This window comes from Flavobacterium pygoscelis (assembly GCF_023162025.1).
GTDB classification, from domain to species: Bacteria; Bacteroidota; Bacteroidia; order Flavobacteriales; family Flavobacteriaceae; genus Flavobacterium; species Flavobacterium pygoscelis.
The window spans coordinates 16721-33300 of the sequence record NZ_JALNUB010000015.1; the positions used below are offsets into that span (position 1 = coordinate 16721).

14 protein-coding genes are annotated in these 16580 nt (G+C 32.7%); 4 read left to right on the plus strand and 10 right to left on the minus strand.

The features are described 5' to 3' along the window. Positions 1 to 36: 36 nt before the first annotated feature. Entirely contained in the window at positions 37 to 2430 is a 2394-nt protein-coding gene (locus tag MW871_RS15440) for a penicillin acylase family protein (RefSeq protein ID WP_248429305.1), read from the minus strand. A gap of 162 nt (positions 2431 to 2592) precedes the next feature. Here MW871_RS15440 and MW871_RS15445 point away from each other — a divergent pair, with 162 nt between their 5' ends. Together MW871_RS15445 and MW871_RS15450 are read left to right on the plus strand one after the other, a co-directional pair. After that, on the plus strand, positions 2593 to 3234 hold the full coding sequence (locus MW871_RS15445; RefSeq protein ID WP_248429306.1) for a flavin reductase family protein: 642 nt from the start codon (positions 2593 to 2595) through the stop codon (positions 3232 to 3234). Position 3235: 1 nt separating this feature from the next. Further along, positions 3236 to 4768: a cryptochrome/photolyase family protein gene (locus MW871_RS15450; RefSeq protein ID WP_248429307.1), complete on the plus strand. Its 1533-nt coding sequence runs from the start codon at positions 3236 to 3238 to the stop codon at positions 4766 to 4768. Positions 4769 to 4844: 76 nt separating this feature from the next. On the opposite strand, the gene MW871_RS15455 is transcribed toward MW871_RS15450, so the two are convergent. Next, positions 4845 to 5279: a YMGG-like glycine zipper-containing protein gene (locus tag MW871_RS15455; RefSeq protein WP_188051300.1), complete on the minus strand. Its 435-nt coding sequence runs from the start codon at positions 5277 to 5279 to the stop codon at positions 4845 to 4847. Positions 5280 to 5490: 211 nt separating this feature from the next. On the opposite strand from MW871_RS15455, the gene MW871_RS15460 reads away from it, so the two are divergent. After that, complete coding sequence (locus MW871_RS15460; RefSeq protein ID WP_248429308.1) at positions 5491 to 7053, plus strand: AsmA family protein; 1563 nt, start codon at positions 5491 to 5493, stop codon at positions 7051 to 7053. A gap of 72 nt (positions 7054 to 7125) precedes the next feature. Here the strand turns inward: MW871_RS15460 and kynU are convergent, their stop codons facing one another. Continuing rightward, a complete protein-coding gene (gene kynU / locus MW871_RS15465; protein ID WP_188051302.1) occupies positions 7126 to 8406 on the minus strand; it encodes a kynureninase in 1281 nt (426 codons plus the stop codon). A gap of 155 nt (positions 8407 to 8561) precedes the next feature. Here kynU and MW871_RS15470 point away from each other — a divergent pair, with 155 nt between their 5' ends. Then, positions 8562 to 9296, plus strand: coding sequence for an SIMPL domain-containing protein (locus MW871_RS15470; protein ID WP_188051303.1), 735 nt, complete (start codon positions 8562 to 8564; stop codon positions 9294 to 9296). A 185-nt stretch (positions 9297 to 9481) separates the two neighbouring features. Here the strand turns inward: MW871_RS15470 and queA are convergent, their stop codons facing one another. From queA to MW871_RS15505, 7 genes are all read right to left on the minus strand, one after another. Then, complete coding sequence (gene queA, locus MW871_RS15475; RefSeq protein WP_188051304.1) at positions 9482 to 10531, minus strand: tRNA preQ1(34) S-adenosylmethionine ribosyltransferase-isomerase QueA; 1050 nt, start codon at positions 10529 to 10531, stop codon at positions 9482 to 9484. A 193-nt stretch (positions 10532 to 10724) separates the two neighbouring features. Next, positions 10725 to 11957 carry a 3-phosphoshikimate 1-carboxyvinyltransferase gene (gene aroA / locus MW871_RS15480; RefSeq protein ID WP_248429309.1) on the minus strand — a complete coding sequence of 411 codons (1233 nt, stop codon included), beginning with the start codon at positions 11955 to 11957 and terminating at the stop codon, positions 10725 to 10727. A 99-nt stretch (positions 11958 to 12056) separates the two neighbouring features. Then, a complete protein-coding gene (locus MW871_RS15485) occupies positions 12057 to 12383 on the minus strand; it encodes a nucleotide pyrophosphohydrolase (RefSeq protein WP_248429310.1) in 327 nt (108 codons plus the stop codon). Between the two features lie 2 nt (positions 12384 to 12385). Beyond that, positions 12386 to 13723: a type ISP restriction/modification enzyme gene (locus MW871_RS15490; RefSeq protein ID WP_248429311.1), complete on the minus strand. Its 1338-nt coding sequence runs from the start codon at positions 13721 to 13723 to the stop codon at positions 12386 to 12388. 63 nt (positions 13724 to 13786) lie between these two features. Next, positions 13787 to 14239, minus strand: coding sequence for a D-aminoacyl-tRNA deacylase (dtd, locus tag MW871_RS15495; RefSeq protein ID WP_188051308.1), 453 nt, complete (start codon positions 14237 to 14239; stop codon positions 13787 to 13789). Positions 14240 to 14268: 29 nt separating this feature from the next. Continuing rightward, on the minus strand, positions 14269 to 15246 hold the full coding sequence (gene rsgA / locus MW871_RS15500) for a ribosome small subunit-dependent GTPase A (RefSeq protein ID WP_188051309.1): 978 nt from the start codon (positions 15244 to 15246) through the stop codon (positions 14269 to 14271). 222 nt (positions 15247 to 15468) lie between these two features. Further along, positions 15469 to 16551, minus strand: coding sequence for a bifunctional 3-deoxy-7-phosphoheptulonate synthase/chorismate mutase type II (locus MW871_RS15505; protein WP_188051310.1), 1083 nt, complete (start codon positions 16549 to 16551; stop codon positions 15469 to 15471). Positions 16552 to 16580 lie beyond the last annotated feature (29 nt).

Here is a 16580-nt window from a genome sequence, read left to right on the forward strand (position 1 = left end):
ACGAAATTACTAATTTAAAACTGGAAGAGCTTTGAACTATTTCTTTTTAACTGGCATAAATACCAATTTTGTTGAAGTTCTAACTATCTCCTCTTTATTTAGCATCATTCGTCTGAATTTACCCGCATTATAAAGTTCTGCTTGATCGCTATAATGTGCGCTTAATGGATTTCCTGATTGACCTGTAGGCAAAATGCTCCAACTATTTTCTATGTCAGAAAAGTCAACAATTCTCCTAGTAGAAGGGCCGCCTTTTACTTTATAATTTCCATTAGCCGTAAAATCAAAGAATAAATTATTAATAACCTCTGTAGAACCTGACACTTCGTAAGGTCCAACATTAAAAAATCCTCTAAGAGCAGCAACTTTTCCTAATGGATGCTCATGCTCTACGGTATGAACTTTATTCCAAGTCCAATCTGCAACCTTATTTCCTAGTTGTTTTTCAAGAGCTACTATAGATTCTTTATATGATTTTGATATGATTTGACTTCTTGTTTCCTTACTATTTTTGGTTCTTATATCATCCCACCAAAGCGATTTTTCATTCGTAATTTGTTTGGCTATAATTTGCTTTACAACATGCGTTCCTAAAAATTGCTGAAAATTTTCAGAACCTAATTCATCTTCAAACGTATTTTTTAAATAATTAAAAATCCATTTATTATAAATGGTCGGTGCTACATCATTTAGATTATTAGAACCTTTCCAATCTTTTAAAACAACTAACGCTTGCTTCTCTGTTTCCGAAAGTGATTTCTCCTCTATATTTGAAATTAAATTGGCAACTACATCAGGAGCAACGGCTGATGTGTTGTCAAAAATCATAGTTCCTACAGCTGCCATATCCCAGTCTGATTTAGGATCTAGTAATTGCGTAATTCTTTTAGCACGGTCTTCTGGTAGATAATAACCAGGATAATTATAACCTTCAATAGCTTCGGGTTGATTGTTAGCTGAATAAACATAATTCCACCTTGGGTTTTCAGCAGATGGATTTTTAGAAAAATCTAAATATTCCTTAATGTCCTCTTTACCACTAGCTCCATCCAAAACAAAATTAGTATTTACTCCTTCATTGTGCTTGTATAATTTTCCTGTTGCCCACCAGGCTACATTTCCTTTTGCATCTCCATACATAACATTTAGGCCTGGAGCAGCAATTAATGAAACTCCTTTTTGAAAATCTGCTATGCCGTTAGCATGTGATAATTGATACACTGCTTCTAAAATCTTAATAGGTTGTTGGGTGTAAATCCAAGACATTGCCACAGGTTTGTCTGTTTGCAATACTTCAATTAAATCATTTACAACAGGACCATGACGCGTTATTTTTACATTTAAAGCAACATCTTTAGCATCTTTTACTTTGATTGTTTTTTTTCGTACCTCATAGGCACTATATCCATTTGGAGTTTTATATAAATTGCCGTCGTTGGGATTGTTCTCTTCCTGATAGAGATCAACATCATCATTTTCAAACATTGTTAATCCATAAGCATATTCTCTATTATGTCCCAATAACGGAAAAGGTGTTCCTGCCAAATACGAACCATATAACTCAAATTCTGGAGTTACAATATGTGCCTCATACCAAGTTCCTGGCTGAGAAAAACCAATATGAGGATCATTTGCAAAAATAACTTTCCCATTTTTTGTTTTCTTAGGTGCAATTACCCAACTGTTACTTCCTATAAAAGGAGAAACGGGTGATTTATCTAAAAGAGCGGCAATTGTTTTTGATATTGCAGCATATTCTTGGGGTCTGTCTTTTACATTTTTTATTTTTGTAGTGTTAAATGAACCATCCAGACCAAAATCCTTTAGATAATCCATGCCAAACTTATTTCTTATGTCCGTCATAAGAGGGTCTGATTTTTGGGCAATTGCAAAACTAAAAGACATATATCCAAAAATATTATAGACATCTTTTATGGTGAATTTTTCTTTTTTAATACCTAATATACTAAATTCAACTGGAGTTTTTCCCTCCTCTAAATATTGATTTATACCGTCTAAATAGGACATAGTCAATTGATATTCTGGACTATTTTTATCTAAGGCTTCTATTGCTTTCGCAGAAGCCTCTTCAATTCCTAGACCCGCAAAGAATTGATCATTTTTTAAGGTTACAGATCCAAAAATAGCAGATAAACGACCTGAAGCAATTCTACGCATTACTTCCATTTGCCACAATCGATCTTGCGCATGCACGTAACCCAAAGCAACCATTGCATCCTTTGAATTAGCAGCATAAATATGCGGCACACCAAATTCATCAAAATAAACCGTTGTTTCTTTGTTAATATTTTTTAATTGTTGCTTTCCTTCATATTGGGGTTTTAAATAAAAACCATAAATAAATGCGGCAACCACAGTTAGGATAACCAATGAAAGTAAAACGAGAAGAATCTTTTTAAATATTTTCATCTTTAGATATATTGAAAAACAAATATATAGGATTTAAAACTATTTTTTTACGCAGTTTGAAAGAAACAAATTTAAATAATTTAACGATCTATTTTAAATTTTGTTTAATTTATTTTAAAATTAATTAAACAAAAAGTATCTTTGTTTTAAATTATACGACTTATGAAACATATTTCTAGAGATGATATTTCTCAAATGGAGAAAATAGAAAGATTAAATCTGATCAATTCTTGCACAGGATATAAATCAGCTAACCTAATAGCTACAAAATCTCTGGATGGAGATTCAAATGTTGCCATATTTAGCAGTGTAACCCATCTAGGAAGTAATCCTGCAATGATTGGTTTTATTATGCGACCTACAACTGTCCCAAGAGACACCTACAAAAACATCAAGGAAACTGGTTTTTTTACAGTAAATCACATTACATTGGATATGATAAAAGACGCGCATCATACTTCTGCCAATTATGAATGCGGTGTTTCGGAGTTTGACAAAACCAATTTAGAAGAAGAGTATAAAAAAAATATAAATATTCCATTTGTCAAAGGGAGTCCTGTTCAGCTATATTGCAAATACATTAATGAATATTATATCAAGGAAAATGATACAATTCATGTAATTGCATCTATTGAAAATCTATTTTTTGAGGAAGAATTAGAACATAAAGACGGCTGGTTACAAATTGACAAAGGAAATGTTGTGGCGCTAAATGGTCTTGATGGGTATTGTTTACCCAAATTAATAGAGCGTTTTCAATACGCACGAAAAGAAATTCCTAGCACGCCTTTTCCAAAAAACTAACATGAGAAAACTGCGATTAATTCTTGGCGATCAGTTAAATTCAGAGCATTCCTGGTTTCAAAAAACAGATGAAAACACACTGTATGTTTTGGCAGAAATGCGTCAAGAAACCGATTATGTAAAACATCACATCCAAAAAGTTGTAGCATTCTTTTTGTCGATGAGAAATTTTTACACACATATAAAAAGTAAAGGACATAAATCCATTTACTTTGAAATTTCTGATATTGAAAACCCACAAAATTTAGAAAAAATCATTTCTAAATGTATTGAAAAATATAGAATTCAAAAATTTGAATATCAATTGCCGGATGAATTTCGATTAGACGAAGAGCTAAAAAAGATTTGCTCTAATTTAACCATACCATCAGAGGCTTTTGACACGGAACACTTCTTTACCAATAGGACTGAACTTTCAGAGTTTTTTGAGGGTAAAAAGCTACTCTTGATGGAGAACTTTTATCGTTATATGCGCAAAAAGCATCATATTCTTATGGATGGATCAACACCTTTAGGCAATCAGTGGAATTTTGATGCTAGTAATCGTAAGAAATACAAAGGTGAAGTTGCAGTTCCTTCAGAAAAAAAATTCCAAAAAGAGGTCTCAGAAATAGTTCAGCAAATCAGAGAAGCAGAAATTTCGACTATTGGTAATATTGAATTAAACAGTTTCAGTTGGCCCACTTCACGCGAACAAAGTTTAGAAGTAGTAGATTACTTCTGTAAAAATTTATTAAAACATTTTGGCGATTATGAAGATGCGATGCACACCGATGAAAAATTTCTTTTTCATTCTCGCTTGTCCTTTGCGATGAATTCAAAAATGATTTCTCCCAAAGAAGTTATTGAAATCGTAATTTCATATTATCACAAGAACGAATCTAATATTACAATTTCACAAATTGAAGGCTTTGTGCGTCAAATATTGGGTTGGCGAGAATATATTAGAGGTATTTATTGGAAAGAAATGCCAAACTACGCTCGAATGAATGTCTTGAATAATACCAATAAATTACCTGATTTTTTCTGGACAGGAAAAACAAAGATGAATTGTATGAGTCACGCGATTAATCAAAGTTTAGACGACGCTTATGCACACCACATACAACGTTTAATGGTTATTGGTAATTTTACCTTACTCACGCAAATACATCCTGACCAAGTAGACGCTTGGTATCTGGGCGTTTATATTGACGCCATCGAATGGGTCGAATTACCTAATACACGTGGTATGTCTCAATATGCTGATGGCGGCATTATAGCAACTAAACCCTACGTTTCGTCAGGTAGTTATATCAATAAAATGAGTAATAACTGCGCCAAATGCTATTATAATGTAAAAGATAAATTTGGAGAAAAAGCATGCCCTTTTAATACATTGTATTGGAATTTTCTAGACGAGAAAAAAGAATATTTCAAAGGAAATCAACGAATGGGGATGATGCTAAATATGTTGAATAAAATAAGTCCTGAAGAACTGTATAAAATTAAAATAAAAGCAAATGAAATAATTGAAAATATGGATTCTTACTAAATCATTGAATAAACAAAAAAAGAGTGTTTGAATTCTTTATGAACCCAAACACTCCTCTTTGTATTTAATAAAAACTCTAGTTCTTTTTCTTTCCATCTATAATTGCTCCTGTACCAGCACCAACTCCTGCTCCTGCAATACCACCTATTATAGCTCCTTCTCCTTTTCTCTTACTTATAATTGCTCCTGTTGCAGCTCCTACACCAGCTCCAATCACAGCTCCTTTTGCAGTATTACTCCAACCTTTCTTTTTAGTTGTAGTAGAACTTGTTGTAGTAGTTGTTTGTGCAGGCGCCTGATGATTTACTACAATTACTTCTTTTTTAGTTTCAACCTTAGCTTCTTCCACTTTTGCCATCTCTACTTGCATAGAATCAATCACTCTTTGTTTTTCTAAAACAACTTTCATAGAATCAACGGTTGCTTCTTTAGCCACTTGAACATCATTTTTTCCTTGATTTTGACAAGAAACGATCAATAAAGACGCTAAAAATAAGTATAATGCTTTCATAATTTTAATTTTAATAATATATACCGCAAAGAAACATATTATACATTTAATAAAGGTTATATAATTACAGGGAATGCTTATATAATTATAGTAAATCCTTATATAATTTTAGCTTAAGTTCTATTGGCATTAAAAATAGTTGTTAATTTAGAATATAAAATGAAAAATAGTAGTTTTATATTACTTATAAAAGCTAAGAAATTAAAAATTCATGACTACCTTAAAAAAAATCGTGCTCGTTATAGTTAGTCTAATTACTATAATTGTACTTCTAAATTTTGGATTAAATTTTTGGATTGACAGACAACTTCCTAAAATTATTTCTGAAAACAATCCAACTCCATACGCCTTTACTTATAGCGACTTAAAAGTTGATCTTTTATCAAAAAACATCAAAGCATCTCATTTAACTATTAGTCCTAAAAGTAGATCACAAGACAGTTTAAAAAAAATTGGAATTTATGCTAAAATAGAGTCTATAGAAATCATCGATTTTAAAATTTGGGATCTTGTTTTCAGCAAACGCATCAAAGCAAATAGTATAAAAATAAATTCTCCAGAAGCATTCCTGTATAAAAACACTGAGAACGCCATTAATGATTCTAAAAATATAGGCTCAGAAGTTGTTAAACCATTTGAAGAAATTATAGTTGTTTCAAAAATGGAACTGAATAAGGGTAGCGTAACTTTTATATATACAAAAACTAAAAAACCCATTTTAAGTCTCAAAAATCTGAATTTACAAATTGATGGGATTGTTATCACAGATGATATATTAAAACAAAAAATTCCTTTTCAGTATAAAACCTATGAATTAACCACTGACAGCATCTATTATAGAGTAAGTAATGTTTACCATCTTAGAGCTAACAATTTTAAAGCAACTACAGAAAATATAACTTTAAAAAAATTCGAATTAATTCCAGAATACAGCCGTAGCGAATTTGTTAAGAAATTAGACAAAGAGAAAGATCTTTTTACATTGCGATCCGAAAGTATTGCAGTAAATGCTATGGATTGGGGATTTAAGGATGATAAACTTTTTTTCAACGCTAATTCGGTTAAAATTGATCAATTAGCAGCAAACATTTACCGAAATAAATTACCAGCTGATGATTTGAGTAAAAAACCTTTATACAGTAAACTGCTACGGGATTTAAAATTCCCTCTAAAATTAGATACATTAGCCATACGAAATTCTGTTTTAGTCTATGAAGAAGAATTGAACTTTCAGAAAGGTCCAGGAGTATTGAAATTTAATAATTTTAATCTAACCGCAACACATATTCAAAGTGGTTATGGTCAAAAAAAGTTAAAAAATGTCAATATTGACATTGATTGCAAATTCATGAAAAACTCACCTTTTAAAGTGAACTGGACATTTAATGTTCTAGACAAACAAGATCGTTTTATAATGCATGGTGAAGTTTCAAATTTAAACACCAACGATTTATATCAGTTTACTAAACCTTACATTAATGCAACAACTCAAGGAATATTTGACAAATTAAAATTTACTATAAAAGGAAATGATATTAATTCCTATGAAAATGCTTCTCTACAATACCATGATTTAAAAGTGACATTATACAAAAAAGGGAAACCAGAGCAGAAAAATAAAATTAAAAGCGCATTGGCCAATTTAATTCTTAAAAATGATTCTAAAGGAGAAGAAATACAAACTAAAGCAACTGTTGAGCGTGTGCAAGAAAAATCCTTTTTCAATTTTTTATGGATTAATATTGCAGCGGTACTAAAACAAATTTTAATATAAAATTGAACAACGGGTTTAGAAATAATTTATTCCTAAACCCGTTGTTGGTTTAATTAAAAAAATGGAATTTATTTACCTCACTTCTTGAATACCTCTTTTTAATATTTGACCAAAAGAATACATATCAACAAAAGAGCTATATAAAGGTACTGGTGCTAAACGGATAACGTTAGGTTCGCGCCAATCCGTAATCACTCCGTTTTTCATTAGATAATCAAATAAGCTTCGTCCTTCACCATGAAGTAAAACTGACAATTGGGATGCTCTTTCTAATGGATTTGAGGGCGTAATTATTTCAAAATTTCCATCAAGTTCTTTAGCAATTTCTTTTAGGATAAATTCTAAATAAGAGGTAATTAAATCTCTTTTCTGAATTAAAGCATCCATTCCTATTTCATCAAACATTTCTACCGATGCTAAATAAGGCGCTAGCGAAAGAATTGGAAGATTGCTTATTTGCCAACCATCGGCGCCATGAACCGGATTAAAAACAGGTTCCATTTTAAAACGGCGTTCTTTATTATGTCCCCACCAACCTGCAAATCGTGGTAATTGGTCATTATGATGGTGTTTTTCGTGAACAAAGCATCCTGAAGCATTTCCAGGTCCCGAATTCATGTATTTATAACTGCACCAAGCTGCAAAATCTACATTCCAATCGTGGAGTTCTAATTTCACATTTCCTGCAGCGTGTGCTAAATCCCAGCCAACATAAGCTCCTACTTTATGACCTGCAGCTGTAATCGTTTTCATGTCAAAAACTTGTCCCGTGTAATAATTTACTCCGCCTATTAAAACCAAAGCTAACTCGTCTCCTACTTCTTCAATTTTAGCCAAAATATCTTCTAAACGAATATTATGTTCGCCATCACGACGTTTAATTTCAACAATGGTGTCATCCATTTTATAGCCATGAAAATGAACTTGGCTTTGAAACATATATTGATCTGATGGAAATGCCTTTTCTTCGCAAATAATTTTAAATCTGGTTTTTGTAGGTCTGTAAAAAGAAACCATCATTAAATGAAGATTTACAGTTAACGTATTCATTACCGTAACTTCAGAAGGCAAAGCGCCTACTATTTTGCTCAAAGGATTGGCAAAACGTTCATGATAATCCCACCAAGGTTTTTCAGCATAAAAGTGTCCTTCAACGGCAAGATTTGCCCAATCGTTCATTACTTCATCAACATATTTTTTTGTACGCTTGGGTTGCAAACCCAGAGAATTTCCTGTAAAATAAATTACTTTTTCTTCATTAACTTTAGGATAAATAAACTCCTGTTGGTATTTGTTTAAATCATCTTTTGCATCTAATTCTTTGGCAAATTCAAGCGTATTTTTGAAAGTCATCTTTTATATTTTGAAATGTAAAAATAACAAAAAAGAAAATAAACGAAAGTTAATTTTAACAGGAATAAAAAACAAATTCTTAAATAGTAATTCAAATCCTACTAACAGTGGCCTAATAATTGATTATATTTGATTAACTATAAATCATAGATCTAATGCTTAAAAACAGTTTAAACGTAATTATTATAGCTCTAGCTGTGGTGATTTCCTCCTATTTATTTTCGAATGCTTTTCAGAATCGAAACAAAAGTAATGATACAATTAGTGTAACAGGATCAGGAAAGAAAGATTTTGTCTCGGACTTAATTGTTTGGAGTGGTTCTTTTTCTAAAAAAAGCATGACTTTGAAAGAAGCCTATGCTGCATTAGATTCTGACAGAGAAAAAATAAAAACTTACTTATCCGGAAAAGGGATTGCAGCTAATGAAATGGTATTTTCGGCAGTGAGTTTTAACAAGGATATCGAAACTACGTACAATGAAAATGGTACAACTCGCCAACAAATTTTTACCGGTTTTACCTTGACACAAAGTGTAAGCATTCAGTCTAAAGAAGTTAATAAAGTAGAAGAGTTATCAAGACAGTCAAGTGAGTTAATTAATTCTGGAGTCGAATTTTATTCTAATGCACCAGAGTATTACTATACTAAACTGGCGGAATTAAAAATAAAAATGATTGCTGAAGCTACTAAAGATGCTAGCGTAAGAGCAAAAAGTATTGCTGAAAATGCCGATGCCAGTCTAGGAAATCTAAAAAAATCAGATATGGGTGTTTTTCAGATAACGGGTCAAAACTCTTCAGAGGACTTTTCATATGGAGGTTCCTTTAACACGCAGTCTAAAAATAAAACTGCTAATATTACTGTTCGTTTAGTGTATCAAGTGAATTAAATAATTCTCATTGAAGTACTATTTATCCTTTTTAATATAAATTGTGTGAGTGATGGAAGTGGCATCCTTTGTTTTCTTGATAAAGAAAATAAAGATATAGCGTACAGCACGACCCTTGGGGCACACCAAAAAAAAACTCGCCAATATTGACGAGTTTTTTTTTTGAAATCTAAAATATTTTTAGACTATATAATTAACATAGCATCTCCGTAAGAATAGAATTTGTATCCTTCTTCGATTGCTTCTGCGTAAGCTTTCTTCATTAAATCATGTCCGCAAAATGCAGAAACCATCATCAATAATGTTGATTTTGGCGTATGAAAATTAGTAATCATACAAGTTGGAATCGTAAAATCATGCGGAGGGAAAACGAATTTATTAGTCCAACCGTCAAAAGGATTCAACGTGTTTTGAGACGAAACTGAACTTTCAACAGCACGCATAGAAGTAGTTCCTACGGTACAAATACGTTTCTTTTTTGACTTAGCTTCATTTACAATGTCACACGCTTCTTGAGTAATTTTTAGTTCCTCAGAATCCATTTTGTGTTTTGATAAATCTTCAACCTCAACTGGATTAAAAGTTCCTAAACCTACGTGAAGTGTAACTTCAGCAAATTTAATTCCTTTAATTTCAAGTTTTTTCAATAAATGTTTAGAGAAGTGCAAACCTGCAGTTGGTGCTGCAACAGCTCCTTCTTCTTTTGCATAAATCGTTTGGTAACGTTCTGCATCTTCTGGCGTTACGTCTCTTGAAATGTATTTTGGTATTGGAGTTTCTCCCAATTCTGTCAATTTATTTCTGAATTCTTCGTAAGAACCGTCGTAAAGAAAACGCAATGTTCTTCCACGAGAAGTAGTATTGTCGATAACCTCGGCAACTAGCGAATCGTCATCCCCAAAATATAATTTGTTTCCGATTCTTATTTTACGTGCTGGATCAACTAAAACGTCCCAAAGTCTTTGCTCAGAATTTAATTCTCTAAGTAAAAAAACTTCGATTCTTGCTCCCGTTTTTTCTTTATTTCCATACAAACGAGCTGGAAAAACCTTCGTATTATTCAGAATTAAAACATCGCCTTCATCAAAATAATCGATAACATCTTTGAACATTTTGTGTTCTATAGTTTGCTTTTTACGATCAATAACCATTAGACGTGCTTCGTCTCTGTTTTCCGCAGGATACTCTGCAAGTAATTCTTTTGGCAAGTCGAATTGAAAATGTGATAATTTCATTTTTGTTTTTTGTTTAAAAGATTAAATCCCTCGGCAAAAATATTGCCCCAAATTATAAACTTATATAGGACTGCAAATATACGACTGTGAGATAGGCGTTGTCAAGTGTTTTGCTGTTTAATTTAAAAACTAAGTCGCAAAGTCACAAAATATCAGCTATTTAACCCGCAAACATTGACAATTATTGACTAATTTAAGAAATAAAAAAGCCTAAACTTTTCATATCTTCCCAGAAATCAGGATACGATTTTGAAACTACATCAGCGTTTTCAATTATAATAGGCACTTTTAAAGCTAAAGGAGCAAATGACATTGCCATTCTGTGGTCGTTATAAGTGGCGATTTTTACATTGTGATTAATTGTATATGATGGTTGTAATGTTAAACTATCATTCGTTACAGAAATAGTTGCCCCTAGTTTAGTAAGCTCTACTCTTAATGCTTCTAGGCGATCTGTTTCTTTTATTTTTAATGTATGAAGTCCTGTTAGATGACAACCTATTCCTAATCCTAAACAAGTTACCACAATGGTTTGTGCAATATCTGGAGTGTTATTAAGATCTAAATTTAAAATTTCAGGTTTAAAGTTTGGCACTTTACTCAAAGACAACGTATTGTTTTCGAAATTCGAAATAACGCCCATTTTCTTGTAAATTTCGACCAAAGCTGAATCGCCTTGTAAACTATTTTCTTTATAGCTCGTTAATGTAATAGAAGCCGTTTCTGATAAAGCAACCAAACTAAAAAAATACGAAGCCGAACTCCAATCGGACTCTACCACCATTTCTTTAGTTTCTACTTCTTGTTTTGGAAAGACTTTGATTATATTCCCTTCAAAACTAGTTTGGATATCAAGATCATTCAGCAAAGCTAATGTCATTTTGATATATGGAACTGAGGTGATTTCACCAACGAGAGTCAATTCAATCCCATTGTCTAATTTTGGCGCAATTAATAAAAGTGCCGAAATATATTGGCTGCTGACATTAGCAGGAATACTAACTTTATTACTTGTGATTTTTTGTCCTTTAATGCGAATAGGAGGAAAACCTTCTTGTTTTTCATAGGTAATTTGGGCACCCAATTGTTTTAGCGCATCAACCAAAACTTTAATGGGGCGTTCTGTCATTCTTTGTGAACCCGTCAAGACGACTTCACGTCCTTCTTGTGTAGCAAAATAAGCAGTTAAAAAACGCATTGCAGTTCCTGCATGATGAATATTTAGATCCCTTGTTTCTCGAGATGACAAATCAGCGTTTAATGCTTTTTGCATCACTTCACTATCATCGGAATTAGAAGTATTCGCCAAAGTGATATTAGGGAATAACGCTTGTAATAATAATAATCGGTTGGTTTCGCTTTTCGAGCCAGTAACGGGAATCTGAGCTTTTAAATTAGAATGGGTAGTTTGTAAGAGTAAATTCATGTTGTAATTATGAGTTTTGAATTTCGAATTATGGTTAGCATAATTCAAGTTTGCAATTTAACACTCCTCCTTTATAATTCATAATTTGAAAACTACAAATTACTTCAGTTTGTCGTTGTTTTTGTGACGATTTTTATCTCTAATCGACTTTAAATCTAACTTTTTATCAAAAGCGGCTTGTAGATCAATCCCGGTTTGATTCGCCAAACACAAGACCACAAAAACCACATCGGCTAATTCCTCGCCAAGATCTTTATTTTTATCACTTTCTTTCTCAGATTGTTCGCCGTAACGACGGGCAATTATTCTAGCTACTTCACCCACTTCCTCAGTAAGTTGCGCCATATTTGTCAATTCATTAAAATAACGAACGCCATGTTCTTTTATCCAATTATCTACTTCTAGTTGGGAGTTTTTTAAGTCCATATTTACTGTATTTCAATTTTATTAATTTCTTTTATCATCCTGTTTACTTCTATCAAAGTAGTTATTAATGTTTGATACTGCTTGATGTCGTTTGTTTCTAACAACTTGCGTTTTCTGTCTATTAGCCACTTTTGTGCTGGTTGAGAATTTCCGATGTATAGATTCCAAACTGCTTCAGGAATATTTCCAAAATATTGTGTGTCGTTGATAAATACTTTAGCTAGATTTTCATTACTACAATTTCCTTCGATACAATTCCCCTCCTCTGGAGGGGTGTCCGCCGCAGGCGGACGGGGTGGTCTTTCTATTTCATCACAATCAATCTCTCCATAATTTTCAATAATAAACTTTTCTAAATCATTCATCGCTTTACTCATATTCTGTAAAACATCGACAACAGGAATTCGGAATATTTTTAGACCTAAAGATTTTAAATAACGTTCTCTTTCTGCATCATACTTTTCCTTTCCTTCATGACTTACTCCATCTATTTCGACAACTAATCCTAGCTTTTTAGCGTAAAAATCAACGATGTAATTCCCAATAATTCTTTGTCGGTCAAAATCTATCTTATAAAAATGATTTTTATGTACTTGCATCCAAAACAAAACCTCTGATGAATTTTCTGCAGATCGAAGTGCTTTTGCTCTTTCTTTTAATTTTGGATTATAAGGTAAAGTTGTTATTGTGTTGTGATAAATTTTTATGTTTTTAATAGTAAAATGTGGTGGAGTTATTTTATTTATTAGTTCGCCCGTCCCAGCATAAAAAACCACCCCACACTCTGGGCACCGCTCCGAAGGAGGGGAATTCGAGATACTAAATTCCCGTCCTTTGGAGGGGTGGCTGTAAGCCGGGGTGGTATTTGCAATTTCAAATCTTATATTATCTACTAAATTATCACCCGCTAAACGAAATTGAGCAATATTATCTTCTACAAATGGACTTAACAGCAAATTTATCTCCCTCAACTCCTTTCCCAATTTTACCAATTTCCAAAAATCATTACTAACTTTTGGAAAAGGGATTTTTAGAAAATCTGCGCTAAAAGATTTCTGAAATTTTTCTTTATAAATAGCTGAAAAAGAAACAGCATAAATATAATCTAGAAAATCTATTGTGCTAAAAACTTGTTTGAAATCGTCTCTTAATTCGTCATTGTTGTTGGCAAAACAGACATTGCCATTTTCTTTTTTAGGAAGAAACTCCAAACCTAATTTTTGAGCAAATTCAGCTATGATTTCAGAGTTTAAATCAGGAATAAGCAGGGTAACTTTTTCTGTCGTTAACTCTTTATGTAAAACTGAATTTAAATTTTGAATATACTGTTCTAAAGTCATCTAGGCTGGAATTTAAAAAAGCGTAAAGAATTTATAATAAAGAATTCAACAATAACACTTGACTTATTCTTTATTCTTACTGTCAATTAGTATTGTAACCGGTCCATCATTTAGTAATGAAACTTTCATGTCTGCACCAAAAACTCCGGTTTGCACTTTCTTACCCAATTGTTTTTCCATGCATTTTACAAAGCTTTCGTACAATGGGATTGCAACATCAGGTTTTGAAGCCTTGATATAAGAAGGACGGTTTCCTTTTTTGGTATTGGCGTGTAACGTAAATTGGCTCACTACAATTACATCACCATTACTCTCTTTTACGGAAAGATTCATTACTCCATTCTCATCACCAAAAATTCTAATATTGGCTATTTTAGCAGCAAGCCAATCAATGTCTTCTTGATTATCGGCATCTTCGATACCAACTAACACCAACAAACCTTTCTGAATATCAGCGACTACTTTTGAATCAATGGTAACTGAGGCAGAAGATACTCTTTGGATTACTGTTTTCAATTTTTGATATTTAAGATTTACGGCAGGATTTACTCTCTTGTTTTATCGCTAATTATTCGATCTTCATTGTGAATATCGGTTCTATAATTTTCATCGTCCCCTTCTAAAATCTTTAGGTAACTATTGTATCGGGACCATGCAATTTCATCTCTTTCTAAAGCTGCTTTAATGGCACAATGCGGTTCTTCTTTATGCAAGCAATTATTGAATTTGCACTGCTCTTTTAATTTGAAAAACTCCGGGAAATAGCCACTAATTTCTTCTTTTTCCATATCAACGATTCCGAAACCTTTGATTCCAGGAGTGTCGATAATTTTAGCATCAAAAGACAAATCATACATTTCTGCAAAAGTCGTCGTATGTTGTCCTTGTTTACTTGCTTCCGAAATCGTTTTTGTTTTTAGATGTAAAGTAGGTTCCATTGCATTTACCAAAGTCGATTTTCCTACGCCAGAGTGTCCTGAAAACATACTTACTTTACCGATCATCATTTCCTTCAGCTCATCAATTCCTTTCATTTCTGTCGATGAAACGCGCAGGCATTTATATCCAATCTCCTGATAAACGTGTTGCATGTACAATTGTTCATCAAGCGTAGCTTCATCAAAAGTATCTATTTTATTAAAAACTAAGATCGTTTCAATTCCATAAGCTTCCGCCGTTACCAAAAAACGATCAATAAAATTAAAAGTAGTTGGTGGATTATTAATGGTGATTAATAAAAAAACACGATCAATATTAGAGGCAATAATATGCATTTGATGAGATAAATTCACTGACTTACGAACGATATAATTTTTACGTTCATGAATATGGTGAATTGTTCCTGTAATAGTATCTGAGGATTCTTCTAATTCATAATCTACGATATCGCCCACGGCAATAGGATTGGTACTTTTAATTCCTTTGATTCTGAATTTCCCTTTCATACGGCATTCTATAAAATCTCCTTGATCAGATTTTACGGTGTACCAACTTCCTGTAGATTTATATACTAGTCCTGTCATGTAGGCTTTTTGATTGAAGATTAACGATTGCTGATTTCTAATTTAAAATCTATCGATTTGCAAAGGTAAATAATTTAAGATTGAGGAGTAAGGATTTTAGACTTATGATTCTAAACAATATCTAAATAAAAAATCCCAAAATGTATAATCCTGGGATTTTTCTTTAAGTTCCATTTTATCGGCTCACAAAAGTAAAAATCGTTAACCTAAAACTGTTATTTTTTAAACGTTTACTATTTTTTCTTGGTGACCAATACTTTCCTGGTGAATTGCTTTGAACATTCTAAGTACAAACTCTTCTGTCAAACCTCTTTTTTCTCCTTCAAGGATCATTTTCCCAAGGATTTCATTCCAACGTGTATTTTGAAGTACCGCAACATTAGCGTCTTTTTTCACCTGTCCTATTTCGTCAGCTACTTTCATACGCTTTCCTAATAAGTCTAGTAAATTAGTATCTAAAACATCAATATTCGCTCTCAGTTTTTTCATTTTCTGAGTGTATTCATCTGATGCATCATCTTGTTTTCTTACTCTCAAATCCTTGAAAATTTGTTTCAAAGCATCAGGTGTTACTTGCTGCGCAGCATCACTCCAAGCATTATCTGGATCCGTATGTGTTTCGATAATCATACCATCATAATTTAAATTTAGCGCTTCCTGTGTTACTTCAAGAATCATTTCTCTGTTGCCAGTAATATGTGATGGATCAATGATTAAAGGTAAATCTGGAAATTTATTTTGCAAGTCAATAGCAATTTGCCATTCTGGAATGTTTCTGTATTTTGTTTTTTCGTACGTAGAAAAACCTCTGTGAATTACTCCTAATTTTTTGATTCCAGCAGCATGCAAACGTTCTACACCACCCAACCACAAAGCCATATCAGGATTTACGGGATTTTTGATCAAAACAATTTTATCCGTTCCCGCTAATGTATCAGCAATTTCCTGAACAGCAAACGGATTGGCAGTCGTACGAGCACCAACCCATAAAACATCGATATCATATTCTAAAGCTAATTTACAGTGAGCAGCAGTAGCCACCTCAGTTCCCATCAGCAAACCCGTTTCTTTCTTAGCTTTTACTAACCATTTCAATCCAATTTCTCCAACACCTTCAAATCCTCCTGGACGCGTTCTTGGTTTCCAGATTCCCGCTCTAAAAATACTGACATCTGAGTTCTTCAGTTCATGTGCAATTTTCAACACTTGCTCTTCTGTTTCCGCACTACAAGGACCTGCTATTACTAGAGGATGTGTTAAATTAAAATCATTTAACCACGTTCTCATTTCTTTATTATTTTCCATATTTTCTAAATTTATCCCCACCCTAACCC

Bases quoted from the DNA above. Each gene is read 5' to 3' on its own strand.
- MW871_RS15440 (WP_248429305.1), bottom strand. From the start codon at position 2,430: ATGAAAATATTTAAAAAGATTCTTCTCGTTTTACTTTCATTGGTTATC.
- MW871_RS15445 (WP_248429306.1), top strand. From the start codon at position 2,593: ATGAAACATATTTCTAGAGATGATATTTCTCAAATGGAGAAAATAGAA.
- MW871_RS15450 (WP_248429307.1), top strand. From the start codon at position 3,236: ATGAGAAAACTGCGATTAATTCTTGGCGATCAGTTAAATTCAGAGCAT.
- MW871_RS15455 (WP_188051300.1), bottom strand. From the start codon at position 5,279: ATGAAAGCATTATACTTATTTTTAGCGTCTTTATTGATCGTTTCTTGT.
- MW871_RS15460 (WP_248429308.1), top strand. From the start codon at position 5,491: ATGACTACCTTAAAAAAAATCGTGCTCGTTATAGTTAGTCTAATTACT.
- kynU (WP_188051302.1), bottom strand. From the start codon at position 8,406: ATGACTTTCAAAAATACGCTTGAATTTGCCAAAGAATTAGATGCAAAA.
- MW871_RS15470 (WP_188051303.1), top strand. From the start codon at position 8,562: ATGCTTAAAAACAGTTTAAACGTAATTATTATAGCTCTAGCTGTGGTG.
- queA (WP_188051304.1), bottom strand. From the start codon at position 10,531: ATGAAATTATCACATTTTCAATTCGACTTGCCAAAAGAATTACTTGCA.
- aroA (WP_248429309.1), bottom strand. From the start codon at position 11,957: ATGAATTTACTCTTACAAACTACCCATTCTAATTTAAAAGCTCAGATT.
- MW871_RS15485 (WP_248429310.1), bottom strand. From the start codon at position 12,383: ATGGACTTAAAAAACTCCCAACTAGAAGTAGATAATTGGATAAAAGAA.
- MW871_RS15490 (WP_248429311.1), bottom strand. From the start codon at position 13,723: ATGACTTTAGAACAGTATATTCAAAATTTAAATTCAGTTTTACATAAA.
- rsgA (WP_188051309.1), bottom strand. From the start codon at position 15,246: ATGACAGGACTAGTATATAAATCTACAGGAAGTTGGTACACCGTAAAA.
- MW871_RS15505 (WP_188051310.1), bottom strand. From the start codon at position 16,551: ATGGAAAATAATAAAGAAATGAGAACGTGGTTAAATGATTTTAATTTA.